A 20,174-nucleotide genomic window follows, 5' to 3' on the forward strand; every position below is an offset into this window, starting at 1 on the left:
GCGGCGTGGTGCCGCGGGAACTTGCGAGGATCTACCCCTATGCCTCGTACAGGTACATGCTCGGCCGCTCTCCCGACCCGGCGGTCCACCGGTCGTTCCTGCGGATCGAGACGGTCCGCGTTGCGGCGTACCTGGAGAAGACCCGCGGCACATACAGGCACCGGGTGGCCTACTGCCTCGGCGAGTTTCGGGAGGCGATGCGGGCGGCGTCGGCCCGCACCGGCGTGCCTGTCACTCTCGTACCGTCCGACGAGACGATCGCCCGGTGCAGGGACGAGACTTTAAAGTTTCCTGACGGCAGCCTGAGCACGCAGGAGTACCTGGACGAGTTTGCGGCGGTGCTCCGGGGGCTGTGAGGGGTCCGGCCCGGTCTCCCGCACACTGTCGCACATAGGCAAGGAGTTCCCGGTCCTCCTCCGACGCCATCCTGAAAGACGCGTACGGGATCCTGAGATTGTTCAGGTACTGCATCACCAGTCTGTCCCGGCCGCCGGGCCATGCCGTGACGCCGGCGAAGAAGAAGCCGGGGTCTTCGAAGAGGGGGACGGCGTCGGGGTCAGCGGGTCTGTCAGGTCAAGGGAGAGGTACAGCACCTGTATCCCGTCCAGGCAGGCCTCTTGCAGATGGTGGCCGACGGTCCTCGACGATGCCGTCGCCGTACCCTTTAACTTGCGGTGGTGAAGGGGGCGGAGCGGGAAGTCCCCTGTCTTCAGGCCGGGGTAGTTCACCTCGTAAGGGTGACGGGGGGCGAAGCCCTCCGGCTTTCTCGACTCTCTCGTCGGTTGTCCCCCATTTAGGATAGAGAAGGCGGTGGATCCGCACTCTCACTGTGGGATTAGAGGTGTTACCCCAACCAGAGTGTGAGGATTTCCTATGAAAAAGGAAGAGATCATAATGCTCCGCTCTGTGAACCTGCCACCCCTACCATTGGGTTGGGGAGCGGGTCTGCATTTTAAAATTAATTTCCTATACGTGTTCTAAGACGCATGTCTGCTTTCAAGAGACAGGTGGTTCGTTTCTACAACGGGCTCGAAGCCCAAAAATCTTTCAACAGAGTGAACGCGGATCCCCTCCTTCCCCTTACAGATCACCGGGGGACGAACGCCCCCGGACCCCCGAAATGAGGATAGTGCCAGGGAAGAGCGAACAGGGTATTTGAAGGAGGGATTGCCGTCCCACCCCAATCCTAACGCGGGGTCAGGGGGCGTAGTCGGCACAGGCACTCCAGAATAGGAATTCTCCAGAGCCGGTTAGTGCTCAACGTAATTCTGTCAGATTTCCGAAAATTGATTTTCAGTTACTCTGGGGCACTACCTCTCGTCGAGGGCATCCTGGGGTGAACGGGAAGAGTGGCTTCGCTGCACGAAAAATGCAAAGCATCTTCCTGACTGGCACAATTCGTTGATTGTGCCGTGTCATCCACGCACCTGTTGGCCTGAGTCTGTGCACTTCCGAAGGAATTGCACATGTGCACCTCTGGAAGAGGCGCACACTTCCCCCTCTGCCATCTTCACCCCCGCGGGATAAACACTGCGAGGAGCATCAGTTCCTCACTGCCGGCACTGACCATGTGACGGACACCCGGAGGCGTTGCAAAGGTATAGCCCGGTTGAAAAGGGATCTCCTTCTCATCGAAGACAAAGACCCCGGATCCCCTGAGAATCGCGTTCCACTCCCACTGGTCACTGTGGACATGATCGCCAACCTCGCAGCCACCCTGTACACGGACAAGATGGTAACTGAAGGCATCTCCGGTATCATTTCCCAGAACGAGATCCTTTAAGAAGACCCCCTTCCACTCAGGGTGCTGATACCACGGCGCATCTTTCGCCTCCAGTTCATGGGTCGGGAAGAGCATAGCGCCATTCTCAAAGACCTCAGCGATGTTTTGTTTTTTCATAACCTCACCACTATCCCTGTTCTGCCAGTAAAAAGGAGATGTCCTGAGGACCCTCAGTCCTTTACAGCAGGGATGACTTCCTTGAAGACGTCGATGCCCAGGTTGACGTTGGGGCTGGAGTTGCCAAGACAGAAGTGGTCGATACCGGCCGCCTTGAATCTCTCGATCTCCTTGATCATACCCTCGGCATCGGTTGCGCACATATAATTCGTCTTGATGACATCGGGATGGACAAGGTTCGCGTGGAGCTGGACTTCCTTGGGGTCATAGACCTTGTACTTGAACATGGAGGGGACAAGACATCCGGCCCAGAAGCGGTTGCCCTCGACGGCCTTGTCATAGTCGGGATCGACCGAGTACCAGATGAGCATGGCATGCTCCATCTTTTTCGGGTCCTTTCCTGCCTCACGTGCGCCCTCCTCGAACTTCGGGATGGTGACGTTCTTGAGGGTTGCCGGATCAGCCGCAACGGTCATGAGGTGGTCGCCGTATTTCCCGGCAAGTTTCGCACCCTTGGGACCAAGACCGCTGAAGTAAAGGGGGACCTCGTCGTCGGGCTTGGTGTACAGGAACGCCTTGTCGAGGGTGAAGTACTTGCCCTTGAAGGTGACAGGTGTGTCGCTCTCCCAGAGTTTGCGCATGACCTCAATCGCTTCGACGGTCATGTCCTGACGCACCGGAACACTCGGCCAGTCGCCGGTGACCGGCACCTCGTTCATAGCCTCACCGGCACCCACGGCAACACCCACACGCCCGGGATACATCTGGCGGAGAGTAGCAAAGGTCTGGGCGACAATCGCAGGGTTGTACCTGATGATCGGGCAGGTGATGCAGGTTGAGAAGAAGATGTTCTTCGTTGCCTCCAGTGCTGCACCCATCCATGCCCATGCCTGAGCAGACTGAGCATTGTCATGATACCAGGGGTGGAAATGGTCGTCGGCCCAGATGGAATCGAATCCTACCTTTTCAGCCCGTACTGCCTGTTCAAGCGCGTCCCTTGGCTTATACTGTTCCAGGGATGCAAAATAACCAATTTTTGTTTTCATGTATCTGACCTCCAATAGATACCATAAGGTTTCCATCATCGGGCAGACGCGAGATCACACAAACCTTGATACGTGACCGTGGGTACGTACTGGTGGTGTAGATCATCTGCGGTCCTCTCTGCAGAACCCACATTGTGCATACAGGGGCCCGGTTGTTCTACCCAGATTGGTTTCCTAATGGATCTGTTTTCTGTGTGGACATTTCATCCACAGTGGATCATCCCCGTCATTACTAAAATAGTTTCCCATTATTGATCGCCGATGCCCCGCGGGACTCCGGGATAATGTGGCCGGCGAGAGATGCATGAGGACGAGCAAGGTTCAGGAATCCGACATTTGTGTGCGCCCATGCCAGAGAGATCACAGTATAAGGGGGGAGCACGGGCCGGATCTCTCAGGGCTCATACCGGCGTAGAGATAGATTCCCAATGGCGAGCAATGACACAAAACTATATCTGTGAGTTTACGAAGAAAAGAGGCAGAAGGCCCCCCACTTTCGTGGGGGGATGAATGCCGTCCTCCGATACTATAATTATGCGTCAAATCCTATGCCCCCGCAATGCGTAAGGCACATCGGTATCGACTCTATCCCTCAAAGTCTCAGGTTGCTCTTCTGGAGCAAACGCTTGAGATCTGTCGGTGGGTCTATAACGATACGCTCGCATTGCGAAAGAACGCGTGGGAACAGGAGCAGCATTCCATCTCTCTCTATGAAACTAATAGGATCCTGACCCAATGGAAAAAGGAACGTTCTGAACTTTCTACGGTCTATTCTCAGGTTCTTCAGAATGTTCAGATGCGCGTTGATCTTGCCTTCAAAGCGTTTTTCCAACGGGTGAAAGCAGGCGAGAAAGAACCTGGATTCCCACGGTTCAAGGGGAAAGGACGGTACGACAGTATCACCTACAAACAGTCGGGGTTCAAACTCAATGGAGATCGTCTCCACCTCTCAAAGATCGGAGACGTGAAGGTCGTCCTCCACTGTCCGGTCGAAGGAACGATCAAGACGCTCACGATCAGGCGGTCTTTAACCGGGAAGTGGTATGCCTGCTTCTCGGTCGAATACGAACCCACTCCCGCACCGCAGAAGGAGACGGTAGTCGGGATCGATGTCGGGTTAGAGTCCTTCGCCACCCTCTCGAATGGAGAGAAGATCGAGAACCCCCGGTTCTTCCGCACCGACGAGAAAGCGCTTGCGAAAGCACAGAGGAAACTCTCAAAGGCAGAGAAAGGAACACCTGAACGGAAGAAAGCCAGAAAGATCGTCGCACACATCCACGAACGGATCGCCAACAGACGGCTCAATTTTGCTCATCAGACCTCCCGTCAACTGGTAGACCGGTTCGGGACGATTGTGTTCGAGGATCTGAATATCACAAACATGCAGAAACGCGGGCGTGACGCAACACGTCAGGCTCCGCGTGCTGACAACGCGCCGCGGCGCGTTGTCATGCCGAACCACCATCTGGCAAAAAGCATTGCAGATGTTGCCTGGAATATGTTCATCGCGATCACAGGGAGCAAAGCGGAGGATGCTGGCTCACGCGTGATCCTGGTGAACCCCAGGAATACGTCTCAAATGTGCTCCAGATGTGGAATGATCGTCGCAAAGACACTTTCTGATCGTGTCCACTCCTGCCCGCATTGTGGGCTGGTGATGGATCGCGACCAGAACGCGGCGATCAATATTATGAGATTGGGACTGCAATCTCAGGGGTAAGAGGTACGACCGAAGGCCGTGCCTCAAGGAAACTTCGCAGAAGTTTCCGTTCATCCCAGGATGCCCCCGACTGAAGTCGGGGGAGCAGTCACCCGACCTGACCACAGTGAGCACCAGAACTCCCCTGGGGACCAGTCGCCCGCTCCCGGATTTGCAGGATCACAATCCCCATGTCCGACGTTCCTCCCGAACACCACCGACCCCGGCCTCTCACCTATGGGAACAATAGTCCCGCGTCCGGGAGGCTGCGTCCTCCCGCACTGCCTCTGAGACGTCGACCATAAAGGATGCGATCTCACCTGAGGGGAGTTTGAAGATATAATGTGACATCCAGGGGAAGTTTTTCCCCTTCCTGTACTGGAGAGGCGCAAGGAACTCGGGTTTTTCCGTGGTAAGCACCCGGATCAGCGCGTCACGGACATCAGGATCCGGGAGGTCAGGAAACTCCTCAAAGAGTTTTTTCCCGATCAGGTCCTCCTTTTTCATCTGTAGAATAGTCTCAGTCGCCCTGTTGATATCTTTAAAGAGGTACTCGTTGCCGTCATCGATCGGCTCGTAGATCAGGACGCCATTGCAGGTGTTGTCAAAGAACGACCTATACCGGGTTTCTTTGAAGATCAGTTCCTTCCGGGCAAGTTTTTCGGCAGTAATGTCCCTGAACAGGATCGCAAACTCGTGCGGGACACCGCCACCTTCCATAGCGATCGGGGCAAAGACCACAAAGAAATACGCGACCCCTGATCGTGTCGTGGGGATCAGGTCTCCTCTCCTCAGGCGATCAAAATCACAGGTAAGTTCGATCTCAGCCACCTTTGCCTGCAGGATCAGGCCCTGGATCTTCTCCTTATAGCAGGAGATATCGAATAAATTCGCATTCATCAGGTCCTGAAAACTTTTGATGCCCAGAAGGTCCAGAGAGGCCTGGTTCGCATTAAGAATCGTTCCATCAGCCTCAAAGAAGATGATACCACTTGGAACGGTCTCAAAGATCGTCCGTATCTTCTTCTCAGTGTTCTTCAATGCTTCTTCCGTCTTTTTCCACCGGGTAATGTCCTTGAGGCTGATCATGATCCCGGGTTTCCCGGCATAGGAGACAGTCGGGAAAAATTCGATGAGAAAGATCCGGTTTGTCCCGTCCTCGATGTACTGCATCTCAGTGATGAAAGTCTCAGATTGCCTGACCCTCTCAATATTCCGCCTGATAGACTGGTCGTCGAAGAGCTGCAGGCCCATATCGTACAGGCCCCGGCCCATGACATGCCGTTCCCTGAGGATGCCAAATGTCGTGATAAAATTTTTATTCACCATGAGAATGTGGAGATCGGCATCAAGGATCACGATGGCATTGGAAAGATAGTCAAAAAGATCTGAAAAGGGCACCCTCTGCGATGCGGTGTATACCTTCGATTTGCCGAAGGGTTCCATGCGCACGTCTCCTCTTGATAGGAGCACCTCAAGGTATTTGGAGACAGAACCGCGGTTCATGTCCACGTCCCTGGCGATGGCCGAGATAGACATGCCCCGCGGATATTGCCTCTGAAGGAGGTCTAAGACCCTGTGATATTTATCCTCGTTCTCGTCCATGAAACACACCTAACATACGCCGGCCAGCGCAAATTAAATATATTGGTATTTCGTCCCACAATCAAACAGGGATCCGAGAGGGCCGGACCATCCCGCCCTGACAGGCCAGGGAATACAGAGATTCAGGCAACGAGCGCCCTCACGCAAAGTCGAAGAGCGTCGTCCGGGAAGGGTCGACGTCGGTCCAGGTCCATCCCAGGGGCTCGATGATCCGTTCGATCGGTTGCTTGATCGTCTTCTCAAGCATCGTCTCCCAGTCTACCACAAACTCGGGCGGCACCTGATCGGCGTACTCGAAGTCCATCACGTCGGTCTGGGGGTACTTCGCCGTCACCGACCTGATATAGATCCTCTTTGGCTTGCTCCCCCTCTTGAAGTCGGTGCCAAGATAGGTGTTTGAGTAGACCGCACCCCTGATATGCGCGTCCTTGATCTCATACTCCTCCAGCGCCTTCCCGATGCCGCCCGGGATCCCGGCCTCGTCAAGGGAATAACCGCCGCGGCGGTACGTCCTGATCACGTTGCCGAGGAAGGCCTTCACCTCGGAAAGCGGGGCCCCCTTCAGGATGAGGGAAAGGATCTGCTCCTGCACCTCGCGCGTGATCTGGGGCGAATCGCTCCTCCTCATCTCGAAACCGACGATGTCGAGTTTGTCGGCCTCGACTCCCTCCTTCCAGACCAGGTGGCCTGCGTACCGCTTCTTCTTGCCTGCCTGGAAGAAGCGGGCATAAATCTTCTCGAACTTGATGGAGAAGTAGTGGCGGTCGGCATGGAGGGTTTCCCGGGCAAAGACCGAGTAACTCTCATTGAGGCGCGCCTCGATCGTGCGGGCCATTGCGATCGTCTCCTCAAGGGGTGCATTCGGGAGTTCGACCATGCACGAGTCTGTGTCCCCGTACAGCACAGAGTAGCCCATTTCGGTGATCACCTGCCGCGTGTGCCCGATGATCGCACGGCCGACCGAGGTGACAGCGGCGCCGATCTCCCGGTCATAGAGCCTGAACCGGGAATAACCGGAGACCCCGTAGTAGGTGTTCATGATCACCTTGATCACGCCCTGCTGGAGGTCGAGGAGGGTGTACCCTGGCGAGCCGTACGGGTGCTCGTTCCGGCGCTTTTTCAGGGCGTCGCGCTCGGTCATCAGTTCTGCAAGGATGCTCCGGGTCAGTCCGTCAGGTTCCTTCCTGAACCTGATGCCGTTTGGCGCCGTGAGTTCGCCTGCCGGGTCCTTGGTCTCGGGCGAGGCATTGATGGTCATCATCGCCATCGGGTACAGGGACTTGAGGTCGAGGACGACGACGTTCTCCTTCACGCCGAGGGAGGGCTCGAAGACGGTGGCGCCCTCGAACTCGTCGGCGACGACGTTTCCCTTGGATGGGAGGACGAACTTGCCGTGCGCCTTTCTCAGGATGTAGATGTCGATGACATTCGAGGAGTTGAGGGTGCGGTCGAGGGGTACGCCGACGTAGCGTGCGATCATCCTGTAGAAGTCCACGATATTGTTCTTCTCGTTGATGCGCACGCAGAGTTCCACGTCTGTGCAGTTGTACTCGACGAGTTTCTCCGGGTCGTCGGCCCAGAGGCCGCTGACCGTGCCGGTGTAGCGGACCTTCCTCTCGCCGACCTCCTCCTCGGCGATGGCGTCGAGGCGGTACGACTCCTTCTGCGAGGGCTGGAGTTTTTTGTAGGCAGTGAGGAGGTCGAAGAGGGCCCGGCCACGCACCGCGGCCCGCTCGGTCATTCCGGGGAGGCGGGAGAGGTCGGCGGGGTTGAGGCGGAGTGCCTGCATCCTGCCGGTGATGTAGGGGAAGTCGAAGTCGGTGAAGTTCCAGCCGGAGAGGATGTCGGGGTCTTTCTCCCTGATATAGGCGACGAAGGCCTTCAGCATCTCCACTTCGGTGGGGTACGAGCAGACGGTGTGCCTGCTCTTACCCTTCCAGAGGCAGCCGTTCTTTGCGGTCCATTCCTCGGAGAACTGCGGCGAGGTGCCGGCCGAGGCGTACAGGAAGGTGGAGTACGCGTCGTCGAAGGAGTCCCAGGCGGTGATGCAGATGATGGCGTCCCGTCCGGGTTCGGGGAAGCCCCGCACGTCCTCGCACTCGATATCGATGAAACAGAGGCGTGCCGGGGCCTCGACCTCCGCGGGGGAGACCTCGGTCTGGTCGGCGATCTCCGCGGGCGCCTCGGCCCCGCCGGTGAGGCCGGCGTCGATCATATAGCGCGTCGCAAAGGGGATGTCGGCCTCGAAGTGGTGCGAGTAGAGGTCACGGATGTCGCGCACGTCCGTCGGCCTGAAGGTGTACAGGCGTTTCAGGTCCTCGCCCTTGATCGAGCGGTAGAGGGGATCGTCCACCGCGGTGACCTGAGAGGGGAGGGTTTTTTTTGCCACCATCTCCGCAACCTCGTCGACAGGCGCATAGAAATACGGCCGCACGCCTGTCACCTGGAGGTGCACGGCCCTGCCGTCGGGTTCGCGGCCGAAGATGTGGACGATCGGGCCTGTGCCCGAGACGGTGTACTCCACCTGGTTGATCGCGATCCTGATGCCGGGCTGTGCGGCCTCGAAGAGGGTCGCCTGTTTCTCAGACATGGATATCCCTGCAGAGTTTCCCGATGAACGATGCCGCTTCTTCGAGTTTCTGCCTTTCCCATGAGTCAAGGTCCCATTCGACGATCTTCCTGATTCCTTCCCTGCCGATCCTGGCAGGGAGGCCGAGAGAAAGACCTGAAAGGCCGTATTCACCGTCGACAATGCATGAGCACGGGATCACCTCGTCGGGCCGTCTGCCGAGCGCCGCTTCGATCAGCCTGACGATATGCGCGGCGGGCCCGAAGACCGTGCCGCCCTTTCCCTTGATCACCTCCATGCTCGCACCCCTGAGATGGGCGAGCACCGCGTCGCGCTGCTCCCCGGGGACGGGGACGCTGAGGCGGGAGAAGACCGGGACCTGATGTTCCCCGTGCTCGCCGAGGACCAGGGCGTCTGGGGCATGCACGCCGTCTTCTGCCAGCCTGTACACGAAGCGAGCGCTGTCGAGTTGCCCGCCGAAACCGATGCACCGCGACGGTTCGAGGTCGAGGCAGTGGCTGAGGTAGTAGTTGTTCACGTCCATGGGGTTGGTGACGGTGATAAGGACGCCGCCGAAGGAGCCGAGGTGGCGGCAGCAGTCACCGAGAACAGGGAGGTTTGCGGAGAGGAGGTCTGCCCGCGTCCTGACGTCGGGAGTTCTCGGGCTGCCCGCGGTAAACACGCAGATGTCCGCGTCCCTGATGAGGGCGGGGTCGGTCCCGATCGAGACGTCGAAGGCCGCGTGTCCGATATCAAGGACCTGCGCGCGTTCGAGGGGCTTGACGGCGTCGCAGAGGATGAGGTCGTCGACGAGCCCCTGCGCTGCGGCAAGAAATGCGACTTCGCCGCCGACTCTGCCGGTTCCGATCACAGCGAGGCTGGTCATATGATCTCTCTATGGGAATGCCAATCATAAATAGTAGAATCTTGGGTGGCCGGATGCGGCAGGGAAAGTCTATCGGTTATCGTCATTGATGGATGAGATCCTGGGGACAAACTCCCCTGGATCTATCGGCCGTTTCTTAGAAGAGTGGGGGAGAAGAAGAGGGCATGGCAAGCTCCCGTCTCGGATCTCACGTTCACTCTTCCCCCGCCCAATCCTGAGCGGGGAACGAGAGATAGCGAGGTCGAGAAAATCTTTGATTTTCGGCGTAGTCCCCCGGCAAGCAGTTAGGGGAAGGTAGTAGAGCTTCTCCGGGGGGCAAGCCCCCCGGACCCCCTCCATTATGATAGGAGGGGGAATGGCAATCTCCCTTCAAGATTGCGACTCTGTCTTTCCGGGACCTGTTAGAACCGGAGAAATGAACAATCGTAAGTTCAAGAAACAGAAAACCAGATATTTTTTGTTCAGGCACATCTTCGATCTGCCACGGATCTGGGTCTTCGAGGTCCGACGGGGTATATGTGTGCCGGATGCCTTCGAGAAAACCTGCAGGAAAGCGTGAGGGAGGCAACGGCTTCCCATTCCCCGCCGAACGTCCTCCGGCGCCCGGGCCGGGAAACCGGGTGACACTCACTATATTAATCCTGACCCACAATCTCATCAGGATGATTACCCTCAAACCTGGCGATGTCGAGGCGGGCGGCGTCGGCCTGAGAAACCACCTCATCCTTGCGGCCGGCGTCCTCGGGACGACCGGCGCCTCACTCTCACGGATGCTCAGGCTCGGTGCCGGCGGCGTGGTCACGAAGTCCATCGGCCCCGCGCCCAATGCGGGCCACCACGGCCCCTGCCTGATCAGGACGGACTGCGGACTGCTCAATGCGATGGGCCTCCCGAACCCGTCGAAGAACTTTGTCGAGGAACTGGAGCCCCTCAAGGGCGAACCGGTGGTCGCGAGCATCTTCGGCGGCAATCCCGAGGAGTTCAAAGAGGTCGCCGGGTGGTTCGCCGGGCAGGCGCAGGCCTTCGAACTGAACGTGAGTTGCCCGCATGCCGAGGGGTACGGGGCGGCGATCGGGACTGATCCGGAGACGGTGCTCGAGTGCACGCGGGCGGTCGCCTCGTACGGCCTGCCGGTCTGGGTCAAACTCACCCCGAATGTCACCGACATCACGACCATCGGGAAGGCGGCAGAGCAGGGCGGGGCGAGCGCGATCGTGGCCGTCAATACGGTGCGGGCGATGCGGATCTCCACCGAACTCCGCCTGCCTGTCCTCGGCCACAAATCGGGCGGGCTTTCCGGGAAGGCGATCTTCCCCGTCGCGGTGAAGTGTGTCTGGGACCTGTACGAGGCCTGTTCCATCCCGATCATCGGGTGCGGCGGGGTCTCGACGGCCAACGACGTCGTCGAGATGATGATGGCCGGTGCGCAGGCGGTCGAGATCGGGAGTGCGGTCGTCGACGACGTGCGGGTCTTCGAGCGGATCGGGCGGGATCTGTATGCAAAGGACGGCCATGCGGCCGACGAGATCGTGGGGGCGGCGCACCATGACTGAGATCCCCACGATGCCGGTGCCGGTGACGATCAAGGCGATCGTGCAGGAGACCCCATCGATCAGGACCTTCTACTTCGACCCGGCCATTCCGTCCTCGCCCGGCCAGTTCGTGATGGTCTGGGTGCCGGGCATCGACGAGATCCCGATGGCCCTCTCCTCAGGCCACTCAATCACCGTCCAGAAGGTGGGGGACGCCACCTCGGCCCTCTTCGCGATGCAGGTCGGCGACCGCCTCGGCATCCGCGGGCCTCTCGGCAACGGGTTCACCGTGAGCGGGAAGACTCTCGCGATCGGCGGCGGCGTCGGCGCCGCTCCTCTCCTCAACCTCGTCTCGGCAGGACAGGTGAGCACCTTCCTTCTCGGAGCGCGGACGAAAGACGAACTCCTCTTCGCCCCGCTGATCAGGGCGGCGTGCACCCTGCGCATCGCCACAGACGACGGGACTGACGGACGCCACGGCTTTGTCACCGACCTGATGGACGAGATCGACCTTTCCGACTACGACCATATCTGCGTCTGCGGCCCGGAGATCATGATGGTGAAGGTGCTCGACCGTCTCCAGAAGGCGGGCATCGCGGAGCGCGGCCAGTTCTCCCTCCACCGGTACATGAAGTGCGGCATCGGCGTCTGCGGGTCCTGCGCCACCGACCCGCACGGCCTGCGGGTCTGTCGGGACGGCCCGGTCTTCACCGGGGACAGTCTCCTCGAGACCGAGTTCGGGAAATATACACGCGACGCCAGCGGCCGCAGGGTCCACTTCCCGCCGCTCCACCCCGAAGCTCCGAAAAAGCCGGAGACGAAGGAAGAATAATAGAGCCCCCACTTTTTTGCGGCCCGGTAATTGTCAGAGGACAGGCCGACGCCGGGAGTGAATGACCCGGGATAGGCCCTCTTCCTTTTCGGGACGAGAGGTGCTATCCTCCAGGGGGTGAGGATCTCTCCACGGCAAAAAAAGATTCAGGTATCAGTCCTCGACCCTGGCCCGGTTTTCACCTCGAACTGGGCCCTGAACTTCTCCAGGTCGTGGATATGGTTGATGTTCATGAAAGTGAGGAGGTCAGGGTCCATTTCCCGGAAAGACTCCACATCCATATATCGTGCGTTGAGACTCCGGATCATCGCCCGCAGGGAGAGGGACTCGTGCTCCCTGAGGTAGTCCATGACCGCCGAGCGGCGGTAGACGGCATGGAGGGGCTCGTACATCTCCTCGTTCCAGAAGGGGATGGCAGCGTCGAAATCGTCGAGACCGTCAAAAAGGGCGTTAATCACCCCGCCGTTGATGCAGGGCATGTCGCAGGCAACGACAAAGAGCGCCTCGCCGTGCGCCGCAAGGCACCCGGCATGGAGGCCGCCGATGGGGCCGAGACCCGGCCTGAGGTCGGAGATGCAGACGACATCCTCGAAGCCGGCAAAACGGGCGCACTGCTCCCTGTTCCGTGCCACGATGACAATCTCGTCGACCACCCCCCTCAGGGTCTCCAGGAGCCGTTCGATGAACGTCTTGCCGCAGAACTCGAAGAGATACTTCTCCACGCCCCCGGCCCGGCGCCCCTCGCCGCCCACCAGCACGATGCCCGTCCGCATGTTACCCCAGAAGTGACTCGCGGAAGTGCATCAGCTTTGTGATACAGTTGTTGTACGGAGCAAGTATGCCGTACTTCGTCGCGCGTGCGGCAATCTCGCCGTTCATGAAGTCGATCTCGGTCAGATGCCCGTGCTTGATGTCCTGGAGCATGGAGGCGTGGTGCTCTGCCGTGCTCGGCACCTGCACGTCATGAAGATATGCGAGGTAGTCCTCTGCCGTTGACCAGGGGACGCGGACACCCTCCCGCGCCATGACGGCGAAGGCCTCCCTGACAACGTGCTCGATGATCCCCCAGGTCATGGGGTGGAGGAGTTTCCCGTACGGGACGCTCATCAGGGCGCCGAGGGGGTTGAGGGCCGAGTTGTACAGGGTTTTCGCCCAGAGGTCGCCCCTGATATGGCTGCTCCCCTCGACAGGGATGCCTGCCTTCTCGACAAGGGCGACGAGGGCGTCGACCTTCGGGTCGGGGCCGTCGGGGAAGCGGCCGAGTTTCATCGGGCCGCCCACGACCGAGACATGGACGGAGGCGTCCCCTGTCCACTCGAAGCCGGTGATGATCGTGCCGCCGATCACATGGTCGGTGTACGCCGCGACGATCTCCTCGTTCCCGATGCCGTTCTGGAGGCTGACAGTCTCGGTGTCCCGGATCACGTCGGCGAACTCCTCGCAGACCGACCTGGTGGCAAGCGACTTGGAGGTGATGAAGATATAGTCGTAGCGCTCGCCTTCGGGCACCGTATCCGAGGCGGAGAAATGTAATGTCCCCTCGCCCCAGAGGCCGGTCATCTGAAAACCGCGCTCTGCGATCGCATCGGCATGCCGCTTTCTGCAGACGGCATGGACATCGCAGTACCTGGAGAGCCTGGCCGCAAGGGAGAGCCCGACCGCACCGGCTCCGAGTATCAGCACTTTCATGGAAAAATCACTCCATAGATTTGTGCCGCAGGGGCTTAAGATATCCGTCTTCCCGCCTCCATGGCAAGGAGGGTCCGCTTCAGATCAACCGACGGGGAGAACCCGCCGATCCCGCCCTTCGCCACCACCCGGTGGCAGGGGACGACGAGGGGTGTCGGGTTGGCCCGCATCGCGTTGCCGACGACCCGCGCCGCCGTTCCCACCCGTGCAGCGACCTCCCCGTAGGTTGCCGTCTCCCCGTACGGGACCGCCTGCACCGCCCTGTAGATCCGTGCATAGACGGAGTCCCCCTCGACTGCCGCGCTCCGAAGGCCGACGAGGGCGTCGTGGTCGCCGGCAAGGTACCGAAAAAAGGGAGCCGGTGCGGGTGCCGGGGCAGGCGACCGCCCGAACCGCACCTGGAGGACGCGGTCTCCTGACCAGACGACATGGACATGCCAGAGCCCGAAGGGGCAACTTCCTTCCTGCACTCCCATCCTGGAGGTGGGTTCTGCGTCGTGAAAGAAAAGGGTGGTGGTGGGGGTCGGGAGAGAATGTCGTGCATTAAATCAGGGAAGATACATTGTCCATCTGAGGAGAGGGAAACATCTCACCTCTATCCCAATGGTGGGGGGACCGGGGGCAAAAGTCCCCCGGCACGGGAATCCTCGGCCCTCTACTTCCACTTCGCCACGAGTTCCCTGAACCTGACGACGTCGCACCTCTCCATCTCCTGCTGCATCCAGGGAGGGAGGCCGGCGAAGACGCCCGAGTCCAGGAAGCGCTCCTCCGCGAGCACCAGGACACCGGTGTCCTCCGGTGTCCGCAGCACCCGGCCGAGGGCCTGGGTGGCCCTGTTGATCGCGGGGAGGGTGTACGAGATGAACTCGCCCTCGCGCCCGAACTTGTGCTTGTAGTACTCGATCACCATCTTCCTGACACTGTTGTAGGGAGCGAGTGGGAGGCCGACGACCATCGCCCCGCGGAGCATCTCGCCGCGGTAGTCGAGGCCCTCGCTCCACTTGCCGCCGCAGACGGCAAAGAGGATACCCGCCCGCCCTTTCTGCGGGAGGGAGACGAACTCCTTCAGGGAGGCCGTCGCCTCCCTGGACTCCTTCGGCTCGGTAAAGATCTCTTTCCCGTTGATCCGGCCGCCGCAGAGTTGCGCGTAGGTGTTCAGGATCTGGTACGAGGGGAAGTAGACCGCGAGGTTGCCGCGGGCATGGGCGAACGCCCTGATGTACTCGACGATCCTCTCGGTGTTCTGTTTGTTCTGGCGCATCCTGTAGGCGGTGGTGACATCCCGACCGCAGGCGACGAGACGGTTCTCCTTCGGGAAACTGTTCGGGAGGGAGAGGGTCTGCACAGGGATGTCGCCGAAGTAGTACTTCCTGTAGGCGTCGAGGGGCGAGAGAGTGCCGGAGATGAGGATGCAGGCGGCGTGAGCCTGCCCGATCTCCTGGAGTTTCTCGCCGGGATCGATGTTCCGCACCTCCAGTTCCACCTTCCCCTCGGCAGAGCGGTACAGGGTGAGGAAGGTCGGGTCGGCCCCGGCCCGGAAGACCCTGTACATGAAGTCGGTGAGGCGCTCGATCGCGCTCTCCTTGTAGACCCCGGCGCTCTTGTTCTTCTCGGAGATGCGTTCGGCGATCCTGGAGAGGTCGCCGACGATCTCTTCGAGATTTTTGTACAGCGAACCCCTGACCACCGACCGATGAAAGATCCCGGGGTCGAACCAGTCCTCCCCCTTCTCCGAGCGCCTGAGGGCCTCCATGAATGTCTCGATATTGGGGAGGATCTGGCGGACGGCGTTCACGTCCTTCATGGTCCGCGAGAGGTGGGCGAGTTCGGTCATCGCCTGCCCGAGCATCTCGTCCTCCAGGACGACGCTCTGGATCCCCTCCACGACGTCGCCGCAGTTGTGGGCCTCGTCGATGAGGAGGAGGACGTCTTTGGGCTCGACGTCGAGGGTTGCGTAGAGCTGGTCCCTGATCTCGTCGTTGAAGAGGTGGTGGAAGTTGCAGATGAGGACGTCGGCCCCCCGCGCCGCCTGCATCATCGTCTCGTACGGGCACATGCCGCTGCAGAAGGACTTCAGGTTCTCCGGGGCGATCGCCTCGCTCTTCACCCTGTCGGCCTTCTGCCTGAGAGTCACGGACGACGCCATCCGCAGGGCGCTCTCCTCGTCGCCCCGCACAAACACCTTGCTCCTGATAAAGTACGGGCAGATGAGGGGGTGCTCCGGGTCCAGGTGCCGGATCTGGTCCTGGATCGTCCGGTCCTCCGAGGGGACGAGCGAGCCCTTCTGCGCCCTCTCCCGCATCAGTGCCGAGGAGAAGGCCTTGACGCCCTCGCACCGCCTGTACGGATCGCCCTCGCCGCCGAGCGGGCACATCGAGCCCTTGCCGACAAGGTACGAGAACGTCAGCGAAGGCTGCTTCTTCCTGACAAGGGCGAGTTCCCTGATGAAGGTGGCGAGTTGCGAGATCGTCCGCACCGCCACGATCACCTTGCGCCCGTTGCGCTCGGCGAGGAGGGCCGAGACGACGCTCGACTTCCCGCTCCCTGTCGGGGCGTCGATCATGGCGATCCCGCCGGACCGCGCGGTCTCCGCGGCAAATGCCAGCATCTCGCGCTGGTTGGGGCGGAAGGCCGGATACGGGAACCAGTCATCAAGCGGGTCCATTCTGTATCTCTTTGTCGGCGGGCCAGATGTAGTATTGGGTCGGTCTGACAAAGGGTTAAGAGAGGGGAGGACAAGGTCGGAGGGGGGATGGGAATGGCAAAAGGGGACGTCGCCATATTTATCGCGCTCCTTCTCACCGCAGGGCTTTTCTGGGCGGCCGACAGGCTCTACCCCGACCTGCTCCTGGAAAAGCTCGCGCTCACCGTCTTCACCGTCGCCGTCATCCACCTCCTCCTCAGGCTCGGCGCCGAGAGGGTGCTGACCAGGGCGGTCAGGTCTGAGATAGCACGGTACTCGGTGAGGAAGGCGGTGTCCATCATCTCCCTCGTCCTGATCCTCGCGGTGGTGATCAGGATCTGGGTCGAGAACCCCCAGACCCTCCTTCTCTCGTACGGGATCATCGCCGCCGGCCTTGCCATCGCCCTCCAGGACGTCTTCAAGGACTTTGTCGGGAGCCTGATCATCCTCATCGCCCGGCCCTTCAGCATCGGCGACAGGGTCGAGATAGACGGACACGCCGGGGACGTGATCGATATCGGCCTTCTGAACACCGTGCTGATGGAGATCGGCGGGTGGGTCTCGGGCGACCAGCCGAACGGCCGCATCACCTCTGTCCCGAACAGCGCCATCATCTCCGGGGCGGTGAGCAACTATACCCGGAACTTCACCTTCCTCTGGGACGAGGTCACGGTCCCGATCGCGTATGGGGGCGACTGGGAGGAGGCGGCAGAGACATTTCTCGCCATCGCACGGGAGGAGACAGGGGAGGCGGTCCATGCGGCCGGAGAGGAGATCGACCGGATCAGGCAGGAGTACTATCTCACCAGGCGGAGCGTCGAGCCCATGACCTTCGTCGCCCTCACCGACAACTGGGTCGGGGTGACGGTGCGGTACATCGCCCCGGTGATGGAGAGGAGGGCCGTGAAGGACAGGATCAGCCGGGCCGTCCTCGCGGCGGCAGAGGCGTCGGAGAGTTTCAGGGTCGCAAGCGCCACCCTGGAGATCGGCGGGGCCCTCGCGGTCAGGTCACAACCTATATCTACCCGGATGCCGACCGGCAGGCCGGGGGAGAGAGAGGATGGACCTGGGAACTGCCGTCCCTCTGGGGAATGAACGGCTGGAGAGAGAGATGGTCGGCCATCGCCAGACTCTCCGGCACGAAGGCGACGATGTTCTCCCGCTCGGGGTCGGGTTCTTGGTAGGTGGTGGACGTCCTGACGTCACGCCAGAAGAGGAAATCGCGGGTCTCGGTGATGGTGACGTTTCCTCCCTGACCGTCTCTCCCCATGATAGTGATCGGACACCCCTGCACGTCCCCGGCAAACCGCACCTCCCTGAGCGGGGTGAAGGTGCCGTTTTCGAGGAGGGCGAGGTCGTAGTCCCCGCCGCCGTACCCGATCGAGCCTCTCGATCCAGAGACCTCGATCCAGAGCCCTTTTTTCCCGAGGTGGAGGTCGGCGAAGTCGACCTGCTCCAGTTCGCCGAGGACGTCGAGGGGGTGGAGGCTCACCGGCACCGACTCAGATGCCGCTCGTGACCAGGAGATCTTCCCTGCCCTGTCAGGAAAGAACGAGAGATCAACATGGACCAGATCCGCGTTGCCCTCGCTCCCGTCCCAGAACTCAAGGCTCATCCTCTCCATTTCTCCGTCCGCCCCGATCATGAGGTCGGCGCTGTTGAGCACGGCCGTCTCGTTTGTCGCGCCGGTCTTCTCCAGGACGATGTTCCAGATCCCGGTGAGCGGGAGGCCGGGGGCGTTGGGCTGGAGGACGACGGTCGCCTCGTTCTCCGGCGCTCCCGCAAGGCCGGTGCACCCGGCGGCGATGAGGCAGAGGGCAAGACAGATGGCAAAACAGAAGAAGAGGTGGCCGGGGGTTTGCATATGTCAATTTTTATCCCAATCGCCATAATATTTCCCGGACCATGGGCCGGGGGCGGGATGGATCCCATCTTCATCTTTTCCCTGGCCGACCGGTCTCCTATCCCGACGCACACCCCTTTTATCACCGCACGCCGACACTATTCCCCATGGCGATCCACCCGATAGACTACCGGTACGGCACTCCGGAGATGAAGGCCGTCTGGGGCGAAGAGAACCGGTTCAGGTGCATAGTGGCGGCAGAGGTCGCCCTCGCACAGGCCGAGGCGGCGTGCGGCGTGATCCCGGCCGATGCCGCGGCGACGATCAAGGAGTGCGCGGGAGAGGCCAGCCTCGCACGGGCGAACGAGATCGAGGCCGAGATCAACCACGACATGATGGCCGTCGTCAAGGCCGTCACCGAGGTCTGCGGCGACGCCGGGCGCTGGATCCACTTCGGCGCCACCTCGAACGACATCCTGGACACGGCCACCGGCCTCCAGATGAAGGCGGCGATGGACCTGGTCGAGGAGAAACTCCAGAATCTCCTCGCCGTCCTCCTCCGCCGCGCCGAAGAGACGAAAAACCTCGTCTGCGTGGCACGCACCCACGGCCAGCACGGGGTGCCGACGACCTACGGCCTGCGTTTCGCGATCTGGGCGAGCGAGGTCGGCAGGCACATCGAGCGCCTCCGCGAGATGCGGCCAAGAGTCGCGGTCGGCCAGCTCACCGGCGCCGTCGGGACGCAGGCAGCCCTGGGCATGAAGGGGCTTGAGGTCCAGCCCGCGATGATGGCGTACCTCGGACTCTCTGCCGTCGACGTCTCCAACCAGGTGATCTCCCGCGACCGCTACGCCGAGTACGTCCTCTTCCTGGCGAACATGGCCACCACCCTGGACAAGATCGGGGTCGAGATCAGGTCGCTCCAGAGGACAGAGATCGCCGAGGTCGAGGAGGCCTTCGGCAAGAACCAGGTCGGGTCCTCGACGATGCCCCACAAGAGGAACCCGATCAAGAGCGAGCAGGTCTGCGGCCTCGCCCGCATCGTCCGCTCGATGGTCGAGCCCGCCCTCCAGAACAACACCCTCTGGGACGAGCGCGACCTCACCAACTCCTCCTGCGAGAGGGTGGTCTTTCCCGAGGCCTCTGTCCTCGCCGACCACATCCTCAACGTGATGACCAGGGTGCTCGACCGCCTGACCATCAGGGAGGAGAACATCAGGAAGAACCTCGACCTCCTCCACGGCGTGAACCTGGCCGAGTCGGTGATGATCGAACTGACCAGGCGGGGCATGGGCAGGCAGGACGCCCACGAGGCCGTCCGTGTGGCGAGCATGACCGCCCTCGCGGAGAAGAGGAGCATCGCCGGCGTTCTCGAAGAGAACCCGAAGGTCGCGGTCGTCCTCTCCTCCGAAGAGATCGCCGTCCTCCTCAACCCGGACAACTACATCGGCACCGCGGTCGAGCAGGTCGACCGCGTCGTCGAAAAACTCAGGCCCCTCTCGGCCTGAAATATCTTTTTTCGGCTCTGGAAACATATTCTCCAATGACCCCTTAGCCGGGGGTGGTCGGCACGGGCGATGAGGTACGACCCCCCCGAATATGGCTAAATTGCCCCCGGTTTCAAGAACAAAGTCCCTCATCAGGGACCATTTTGGGCGTCTTTTCAGATCAAACCATAGAGACGTTTTTTCATGCAACGCATCGAGGGAACCGGGTCTTTCCCGGCCCCCTGAGCCAGTGTATGACTACAGGTAATGCCCGACATCATGGCCGTCCGGTACTCCTGCGATAAGGGCACGAAAAGAGACGGGATTATGGCGGATTTCAGGAGACCCGGCCCTGTTGAATCCTCATTCTTTTGCCAGGGTGGCTCTTCTGATCACTCACGTC

Annotated in this window: 16 protein-coding genes and 1 pseudogene; 6 read left to right on the forward strand and 11 right to left on the reverse strand. The window is 60.6% G+C overall.

Going from position 1 to position 20,174, the window contains the following annotated elements; genetic code table 11:
• Positions 1 to 356 (forward strand): annotated as a pseudogene (locus PHP59_RS01375) (tRNA-ribosyltransferase); the annotation flags it as partial.
• Positions 357 to 470: 114 nt separating this feature from the next.
• Here PHP59_RS01375 and PHP59_RS01380 read toward each other — a convergent pair.
• The 3 genes from PHP59_RS01380 to PHP59_RS01390 form a co-directional block, all read right to left on the reverse strand.
• Positions 471 to 728: a hypothetical protein gene (locus tag PHP59_RS01380; RefSeq protein ID WP_300162445.1), complete on the reverse strand. Its 258-nt coding sequence runs from the start codon at positions 726 to 728 to the stop codon at positions 471 to 473.
• Between the two features lie 782 nt (positions 729 to 1,510).
• Complete coding sequence (locus PHP59_RS01385; protein WP_300162447.1) at positions 1,511 to 1,900, reverse strand: cupin domain-containing protein; 390 nt, start codon at positions 1,898 to 1,900, stop codon at positions 1,511 to 1,513.
• Positions 1,901 to 1,953: 53 nt separating this feature from the next.
• Entirely contained in the window at positions 1,954 to 2,946 is a 993-nt protein-coding gene (locus tag PHP59_RS01390; protein WP_300162450.1) for a TIGR03557 family F420-dependent LLM class oxidoreductase, read from the reverse strand.
• A 559-nt stretch (positions 2,947 to 3,505) separates the two neighbouring features.
• Here PHP59_RS01390 and PHP59_RS01395 point away from each other — a divergent pair.
• Entirely contained in the window at positions 3,506 to 4,666 is a 1,161-nt protein-coding gene (locus PHP59_RS01395; RefSeq protein WP_300162453.1) for a transposase, read from the forward strand.
• A gap of 210 nt (positions 4,667 to 4,876) precedes the next feature.
• Here PHP59_RS01395 and PHP59_RS01400 read toward each other — a convergent pair whose 3' ends face one another.
• The 3 genes from PHP59_RS01400 to PHP59_RS01410 form a co-directional block, all read right to left on the reverse strand.
• Positions 4,877 to 6,250: a PAS domain S-box protein gene (locus PHP59_RS01400; RefSeq protein ID WP_300162456.1), complete on the reverse strand. Its 1,374-nt coding sequence runs from the start codon at positions 6,248 to 6,250 to the stop codon at positions 4,877 to 4,879.
• A gap of 139 nt (positions 6,251 to 6,389) precedes the next feature.
• Positions 6,390 to 8,840 (reverse strand): DNA-directed DNA polymerase, encoded by a 2,451-nt coding sequence (locus PHP59_RS01405; RefSeq protein WP_300162458.1) that lies wholly within the window; start codon positions 8,838 to 8,840, stop codon positions 6,390 to 6,392.
• Positions 8,833 to 9,705, reverse strand: a complete 873-nt coding sequence (locus PHP59_RS01410) for a lactate dehydrogenase (RefSeq protein WP_300162462.1) — start codon at positions 9,703 to 9,705, stop codon at positions 8,833 to 8,835. The genes PHP59_RS01405 and PHP59_RS01410 overlap by 8 nt, the downstream gene beginning before the upstream one ends.
• A 662-nt stretch (positions 9,706 to 10,367) precedes the next feature.
• On the opposite strand from PHP59_RS01410, the gene PHP59_RS01415 reads away from it, so the two are divergent.
• Complete coding sequence (locus PHP59_RS01415) at positions 10,368 to 11,258, forward strand: dihydroorotate dehydrogenase (protein WP_300162465.1); 891 nt, start codon at positions 10,368 to 10,370, stop codon at positions 11,256 to 11,258.
• Positions 11,251 to 12,069 (forward strand): dihydroorotate dehydrogenase electron transfer subunit, encoded by an 819-nt coding sequence (locus PHP59_RS01420; protein WP_300162468.1) that lies wholly within the window; start codon positions 11,251 to 11,253, stop codon positions 12,067 to 12,069. Before PHP59_RS01415 ends, PHP59_RS01420 begins: the two co-directional genes overlap by 8 nt.
• Positions 12,070 to 12,215: 146 nt before the next feature.
• Here PHP59_RS01420 and PHP59_RS01425 read toward each other — a convergent pair whose 3' ends face one another.
• The 4 genes from PHP59_RS01425 to PHP59_RS01440 all read right to left on the reverse strand — a co-directional run bounded on the left by PHP59_RS01425 (position 12,216) and on the right by PHP59_RS01440 (position 16,423).
• A complete protein-coding gene (locus tag PHP59_RS01425; protein ID WP_300162470.1) occupies positions 12,216 to 12,842 on the reverse strand; it encodes a molybdenum cofactor guanylyltransferase in 627 nt (208 codons plus the stop codon).
• Position 12,843: 1 nt separating this feature from the next.
• On the reverse strand, positions 12,844 to 13,758 hold the full coding sequence (locus PHP59_RS01430) for a ketopantoate reductase family protein (protein ID WP_300162473.1): 915 nt from the start codon (positions 13,756 to 13,758) through the stop codon (positions 12,844 to 12,846).
• A 35-nt stretch (positions 13,759 to 13,793) separates the two neighbouring features.
• Positions 13,794 to 14,234 carry a methylated-DNA--[protein]-cysteine S-methyltransferase gene (locus tag PHP59_RS01435; RefSeq protein ID WP_300162476.1) on the reverse strand — a complete coding sequence of 147 codons (441 nt, stop codon included), beginning with the start codon at positions 14,232 to 14,234 and terminating at the stop codon, positions 13,794 to 13,796.
• A gap of 179 nt (positions 14,235 to 14,413) precedes the next feature.
• A complete protein-coding gene (locus PHP59_RS01440) occupies positions 14,414 to 16,423 on the reverse strand; it encodes an ATP-dependent DNA helicase (RefSeq protein ID WP_300162479.1) in 2,010 nt (669 codons plus the stop codon).
• Between the two features lie 93 nt (positions 16,424 to 16,516).
• Between PHP59_RS01440 and PHP59_RS01445 the strand changes: the two genes are divergently transcribed.
• Positions 16,517 to 17,536 carry a mechanosensitive ion channel domain-containing protein gene (locus tag PHP59_RS01445; RefSeq protein WP_300162481.1) on the forward strand — a complete coding sequence of 340 codons (1,020 nt, stop codon included), beginning with the start codon at positions 16,517 to 16,519 and terminating at the stop codon, positions 17,534 to 17,536.
• Here the strand turns inward: PHP59_RS01445 and PHP59_RS01450 are convergent.
• Positions 17,463 to 18,305: a hypothetical protein gene (locus PHP59_RS01450; protein WP_300162484.1), complete on the reverse strand. Its 843-nt coding sequence runs from the start codon at positions 18,303 to 18,305 to the stop codon at positions 17,463 to 17,465. The two genes, PHP59_RS01445 and PHP59_RS01450, sit on opposite strands and share 74 nt — an antisense overlap.
• A gap of 146 nt (positions 18,306 to 18,451) precedes the next feature.
• Between PHP59_RS01450 and purB the strand changes: the two genes are divergently transcribed.
• The gene (gene purB / locus PHP59_RS01455) at positions 18,452 to 19,792 is read left to right on the forward strand and encodes an adenylosuccinate lyase (protein ID WP_300162487.1); all 1,341 of its coding nucleotides are present in this window, start codon (positions 18,452 to 18,454) and stop codon (positions 19,790 to 19,792) included.
• Positions 19,793 to 20,174 lie beyond the last annotated feature (382 nt).

The organism is Methanofollis sp. (assembly GCF_028702905.1).
Lineage (GTDB): Archaea > Halobacteriota > Methanomicrobia > Methanomicrobiales > Methanofollaceae > Methanofollis.